Consider the following 5,905-nt stretch of genomic DNA (forward strand, 5'->3'; position numbering starts at 1 on the left):
TATTCGGGCTTCAAGTTCCGTCACAGAGGGTTTTAGACCCCAGTTTGCAGATCAGGGAGACGAACGATGGACCGTCAAAAAAATGAAGAAATTGTTAAGCGAGTTGGACAACTGGTGGAGGAGAGAACAGGCCGATCGCTCACAGCTATTCAAATCGGCATTCTGCGAGAATCCCCAGAGCAACATCGACATTGGCGGTTCGACCCAAACTTAAGTTGGTGTGATAATAAACCTCCGGGAGTTTCTCTCTAAAATTCCTGGAGGTTTTGGATGTTTTCTACGTTAGGTTTAGACTAAGCTAAACAAAATTGAAGTAATCAGCTTTAATGTTCAAATCGGAAACATCGGCGACGATACCGATCAATTCATCTTTGCCCGCAGTATCGAGGAAAATAGCCGTGCCTTCGGGCATTCCTTGGGGTGAATTTTTGAGAGTGTAGTTTTTGGCTTTACCGTGGAGTTGGATGATGTCTTCATCGGTATTGAAATTGCGAATCAAGGCATAATCGCCTTTGCCTGCGTTATTTTTCTTGCCATCGTTGTAAAATACTTTGCGGCGATCGCCCAAGACAAAGGTATCTTTGCCATCTTGCTCCTTCCACCAGTCATAGTCATCATCCCCGCCGGTGAGGACATCTTGCTCGCCCTTACCAGGACGAGCGGTTTTCGGGTGAACACCGATCAAGGTGTCGGCACCCGAATCTCCCCACAAAAAGTCATTACCTTTACCGCCTTGGAGTAAGTCATTACCTTCTCCACCGCTGACTGCATCATTGCCAATCATACCTAGAACGGTGTCGTTGCCGCTGCCACCCCAGAGGATATCTCGGCCCTTGCCACCATCAATATAATCTTTACCACCATCTCCTTGGATCAGGTCGTTACCGCCCTCGCCATAAAGTTTGTCGCCAGAATCTTCCTCATCATCCAAACGGCGCTGCACGATACCACAAAAAAAACCGTCTCCACCCAGAATTTCATCATTGCCCGATCCTCCTTTGACGACATCGCGACCTTTGCTCGCATGAAGATAGTCGTCGCCCGCTGCACCAGTGATGGTATCGTTGCCTTCATAACCTCTTAAGTAATCCTTCCCTTTAATGCCTTTGAGTTTATCATTGCCTTCATCTCCATACTCAAAGTTTTGGTACTTTGACCACCAATCCTTGCCATCGTCGGAGGTGGCAAAGTTTTGCGTCCAGTAAGAGTGGTAACGATAGTAACCCGGGTCATTTTTTCGGAAGTAGTAACCCACACCAATGTCTTCATAATCTGGGTCGAGAATGTTTGATCGGTGTCCACTACTATCCATCCAATCCTCAACGACTTCCTTGGGTGTGGATTGACCAGCGGCAATATTTTCTCCCGAGGTTTCGGCTTTATAACCGGTTTTCTCAATGCGATCGCCACAAGAAGAATCATCTTTTCCCGTATGACTGTAGAAGTCTTTCTGTGCCATATTCCGGCTGTGGGTTTGAGCCGCTGTGTTGAGCCTGCCCTTGGACTCCAAAGGCTCTAAGCCGAACCGTTCGCGTTCTTTGTTAGTCAGTGCGATAACTTGTTTGACAAATTTTTGATTGGTTGTTCCAGCCATAATCTTAGCCTCCTTAAATTCGATGAATTTGTTGGCACATTTTGGGCTTCAATCAGGGTTTGCTACGAATCGGTTTTAGGAGTGCGATCGCCTCACTCAAAATCACCTTGTTGGTTTGGAAAAGGCGATCGCCAATGGCTCCTGAGCCAGAATCCGCCGACTAAAAATCATCCTCAAGAATCCAAGCGTGACCCCATTGGTCGTCTTCGCTCTCGATCTCAGCGTTGCGCGGATTGCTTAAATAAACCCAAAAATTTCTATCTCCCTGATAGTAATTGTTGCCGTAAATAGGAACTCTAATTTTTTTGGTTTTTTGACCTAGTTTAAAGGTAATAGTACCAGATTTGTGGCGGTAGTCGAAAGCGCTCCAGGCAGTATCATTCACTGTTTGATAATCTACTTTAACACTTTGAGTAGGGCGGGTATCTAGGGTGACTTTAAATGTGGCTCTTTTGGTGCGATCGCCCTCTGTTATGGAAATGTCATTTATTTTAACTGAGGGGGTGACTGTAAGGTCGTCTTCGATAATCGAACCATAACCCCATCCATCGCTGATTTCAGCATTGCTAGGATTGGTTAAATTCACCCAAAAACCTCTATTTCCTTCATTGAAGTTATCGCCGTAAATGGGGACTCTAATTTTTTTGGTTTTTTGACCTGGTTTAAAGGTAATAGTACCAGATTTGTAGCGGTAGTCGTCACCGCTACTGGCAGTATCGCTCACTGTTTGATAACCGACTTTCACTGTTTCAGTAGCGCGGGTGTCGAGAGTGACTTTAAACATGGCTCTTTTGGTGCGATCGCCCTCTTTAATCGAAATGTCATTAATTTGTATTGAAGGTTGTCTATTGCCGCTTCCACTTTTACCGTACAAGTATTGAAGAGCCTTAATGTCTAACGACTGATAATCTTGAGGTAATGGAAACTTATTGTTATAACTCATAACCGTCCAGTTTGTATTATCTTTTGAAGCTGGCAAGAAAGGTCCATTGTCATCCTTGTTATAGAAGCCAGGATGTTTTAAGCCCAAAGCATGACCGATTTCATGGGCTACAGTATCATAGCTGTCTTGATAGTCATTATCAAGGAAAACATCTCCTCCTGCATAAGAGTTAGATGGATAATAAGCAAAGGAAAGATTTCCATCGGTTTCTACACCCATAAAAACCATAATAGGCGGATTGTTATATGAATATGATGTTTCCACAAAATCGATGGGTATAATTTTCTCCAAGTCATTCAAAACTTTTCTGACCATACTCTGTCCACTATGATTCAGTGGATAGAGATGCTTATTGCCATACTTCTGTAAAGGCTCGCTATCATAACCATCTCCATCAGCTACTACAAATCCGTAAGTTATTTTATTGTTCAAATCATTCATGTTCCATTTGGTGGAACCTATCAGAGAATCTATATCATTTTTACCTGTTTTTGTAACATTTAAAATGGATGATTTTTCAATTAAAATTTTATCGTTATATAAAAATACTATTTCCCCATCATCCTCTACCTTCATTCCCCAAAACTCAGGCAAACTCAACTCCTCGCCCAACACAAAACTCGCAAATATTTCCCCCTCATCTCCAGGGGTATCGCTACTATTAATTTCCCAATCTAAATAATGACCGAACTCTTCAACAATTACAGAAGCGATCGCCCCGACATTACCCGAGTTTTCCGACACAAACTCCCGCGCCAAATAAATCGTTTCCGTCTCTCCAGCAAAAGCACCATTCGCCCCTTTAATAAAATCGCAATCGACAATCTCAATTCCTTGCAATACCTCTACATCTCCCCCAGATAAAGCCGACATTAAGACATCCGCTTTTTGAGCATCGTAACGATTGCCAAACGCCAACCTCATCTCAACTTCAAACTCAGGTGTATCGGCAAAATCTTGCAGCAACTCCTGAACTGTTGGCAAGACTCCATACACCATTTTCTCAATCGCACGGGTATCATCCGTCAGCACATCTTCGCTGTCTTCCGGGGACATTTCCTCAGTATAGCCAGTCAGTAAATCTCTACCACTACCGGAGTCGATAACAGCGGAATCTGTTAATAATAAATAGTCTCCACTCGCGATCGCTTCATTTCGGCTATTTAAAAGCAATTCTGCCTGTGCTGCTTCTCCATGATCATTGGGAGTCGTTTCTTCCGGCAATCCCCAGGCGATCGCTCCAGCCAGCGGAGAACTGGAAATGAAAGCGCGATCGCACCCCAAACCCAAATTCTCTTTCTCAATCTGGTTGAGGCCCAGAATATCTGTTTCTGGAACGAAAAAAGCAGTTTCCGAGTTCAAAATGCTATCCATTGTTCGTACCTGCTAATTTGCTTTTTCGTGGAATTCATCTCTCTTATTTCCCAATCAAATGTACTACAACCACTTGACCCAAAAGTCACCATTTTTATCAGTCGCTGGAATCGCTTGAGCATTCAAGCCTGACCAGCCTCCAGCACCCAGAAAGTTAACTGTCGCATCTGGATCACTGGCGGCGATCGTGTAAGAAAATACGGAGGGCTCACTTACTAGGTTTGCCGAAAAGACTTTCTCTGCATCTACACTCCCAAAAAAGTCCTCATTGTATGCTTTAAACTGAAATTTACCTTCTTCTAGTTTTGCTTTGGGTATGGGTACAAATTTAACGCCAGATGTCAGGCCGTCAAACCCCATAATTTCGACTCCTTTCGCTTCTTTTTCGGGGTTATCATAGGAGACGGTAAACAAGGCGTATTTATGGTGATCAACTTCTTTGGGCCCCGCAATTTCAATGTTTGCTTCCTTGGTTTCTACATCTTCATCACACCAATCTATACCCAGGTGCTTTCTGAGATTTTTCATGACATTATTGCGATTATTGTTTGGCAATTTATCGTCAATAAAACGGACAATAGAACTGCTTAAATCTGAGAAAAAAGGAACTGAATTAACTCCATTGCCAAGAAACTGTTTGAATATGTCATCATTTTGTTTTTTGGTTCGCTCAAGGGCATCAAAAACTTTGGGATTGATGAAAATTTCGTTGTCGTCCAAAAATTTATTGAAGCGAGTCTGTTTTCGGTAAAAATTTAGCATTGCATCTCCCGCTTTTTCACTTAAAAAACTGAGAGTTTTTGAAGCGATCAAGTCGTTCAATTTTTGATCATCTCCTAAGACTAATAAGCAAGCATATTCGGTAAATTCCAACCCCATTTGTACAGCAGTCAAAGGAGCTAAACTTGGCAGAGGCGGTATCCAACTGAGAACGCTATTGATTTGCTCCACAGTTGCACAAATCTGTTTGAATATCTTGCATGGGTCTAATAAATCTATATCACAGCAATCTGTATCTTCACCACCATCATCGTTTTTAGGAATGGGAGGAAGCGTCATAAATACTTCACCATTTAAGGAAACATCTATCTCTTCATTTTTTTTCCTTTTAATTTCCCACTCGTTTTTATTTCCATCTATTTGTAAATTAATTTGAGAACCGTTGTTTTTGATGTCAAGTGTAAAAGAACCTTTGATGTTTGATGAACGACCTGCCAAATAACGAATTTGTTCAATCCCTTTTTCTTCTGACAAAGTCGTCGTGAATTTACCGCCGTCAGAACCTTTTAGTTCCAACTTGACGTTGCCATTTGCTAAACTTTTAGAAATCGGTTCTCCAAAGGTTACTAATTTGCCCAAATCACTGGGAACATTACCAGAAATCAAACTATATTCTAAATCTGAGGGTTGCACTTTCTCAACAATTCCCAAGATTTTACCTGTTTTTTTGACGGTAATTAATGTGCCTTCTTTGATTTTTTCTAGCTTCACTTGATCGGCAGTTAAGTTATTGCCAAGAACAATAAAGTCTGTCGCCTTATCAAAATCTGTAATTCGATCTGCCAGTGTTTTTTTACTGGTTTCTGGTGTCAGGAAAAATACATCACTGGCAGAACCACCTGTAAGAATATCCCGACCGTTTCCTCCAACCAAAACGTCACTGTTTTCGTTGCCCAATAGCGTATCATTACCTTCATTTCCCTGAATAAAGTCCCAACCTTTACCACCCAGTAATTTGTCATTACCATTATTTCCATTCAGCGTATCATCACCCGCTTGACCGTTAATTATATCGTCTTTTTTTGTTCCGTTAATCAGATCATCTTTTGCTGTACCCTCAATCGTTTTATTATCTTCAACTGGCGATTTTTTCGGAGCAATTTTTTTTACCTGTCCACCGTTGGTTTTGACGATGCTGTCAAAAGCCGTCAACCGAGGCAGTTGCACCACGCTGCCTTTTCCATTGGATGTCACATCCACGTCCCCGCTAATTC

The 5,905-nt window shown here is 42.2% G+C and carries 4 protein-coding genes; 1 reads left to right on the top strand and 3 read right to left on the bottom strand.

Annotated elements, in window-relative coordinates:
• Nucleotides 1–214, top strand: a 214-nt coding sequence (locus LKE08_RS11955) for a hypothetical protein (RefSeq protein WP_324704457.1), incomplete at its 5' end; no start/stop codon positions are given.
• Between the two features lie 84 nt (nucleotides 215–298).
• On the opposite strand, the gene LKE08_RS11960 is transcribed toward LKE08_RS11955, so the two are convergent.
• From LKE08_RS11960 to LKE08_RS11970, 3 genes are all read right to left on the bottom strand, one after another.
• Complete coding sequence (locus tag LKE08_RS11960) at nucleotides 299–1,594, bottom strand: CAP domain-containing protein (RefSeq protein WP_324704458.1); 1,296 nt, start codon at nucleotides 1,592–1,594, stop codon at nucleotides 299–301.
• A gap of 160 nt (nucleotides 1,595–1,754) precedes the next feature.
• The gene (locus tag LKE08_RS11965) at nucleotides 1,755–3,911 is read right to left on the bottom strand and encodes a Calx-beta domain-containing protein (RefSeq protein ID WP_324704459.1); all 2,157 of its coding nucleotides are present in this window, start codon (nucleotides 3,909–3,911) and stop codon (nucleotides 1,755–1,757) included.
• 63 nt (nucleotides 3,912–3,974) lie between these two features.
• A partial coding sequence (locus LKE08_RS11970) for a calcium-binding protein (protein WP_324704460.1) occupies nucleotides 3,975–5,905 on the bottom strand: 1,931 nt, incomplete at its 5' end.

Source organism: Lyngbya sp. CCY1209 (assembly GCF_035615495.1).
Classification (GTDB): Bacteria; Cyanobacteriota; Cyanobacteriia; order Cyanobacteriales; family Microcoleaceae; genus Limnospira.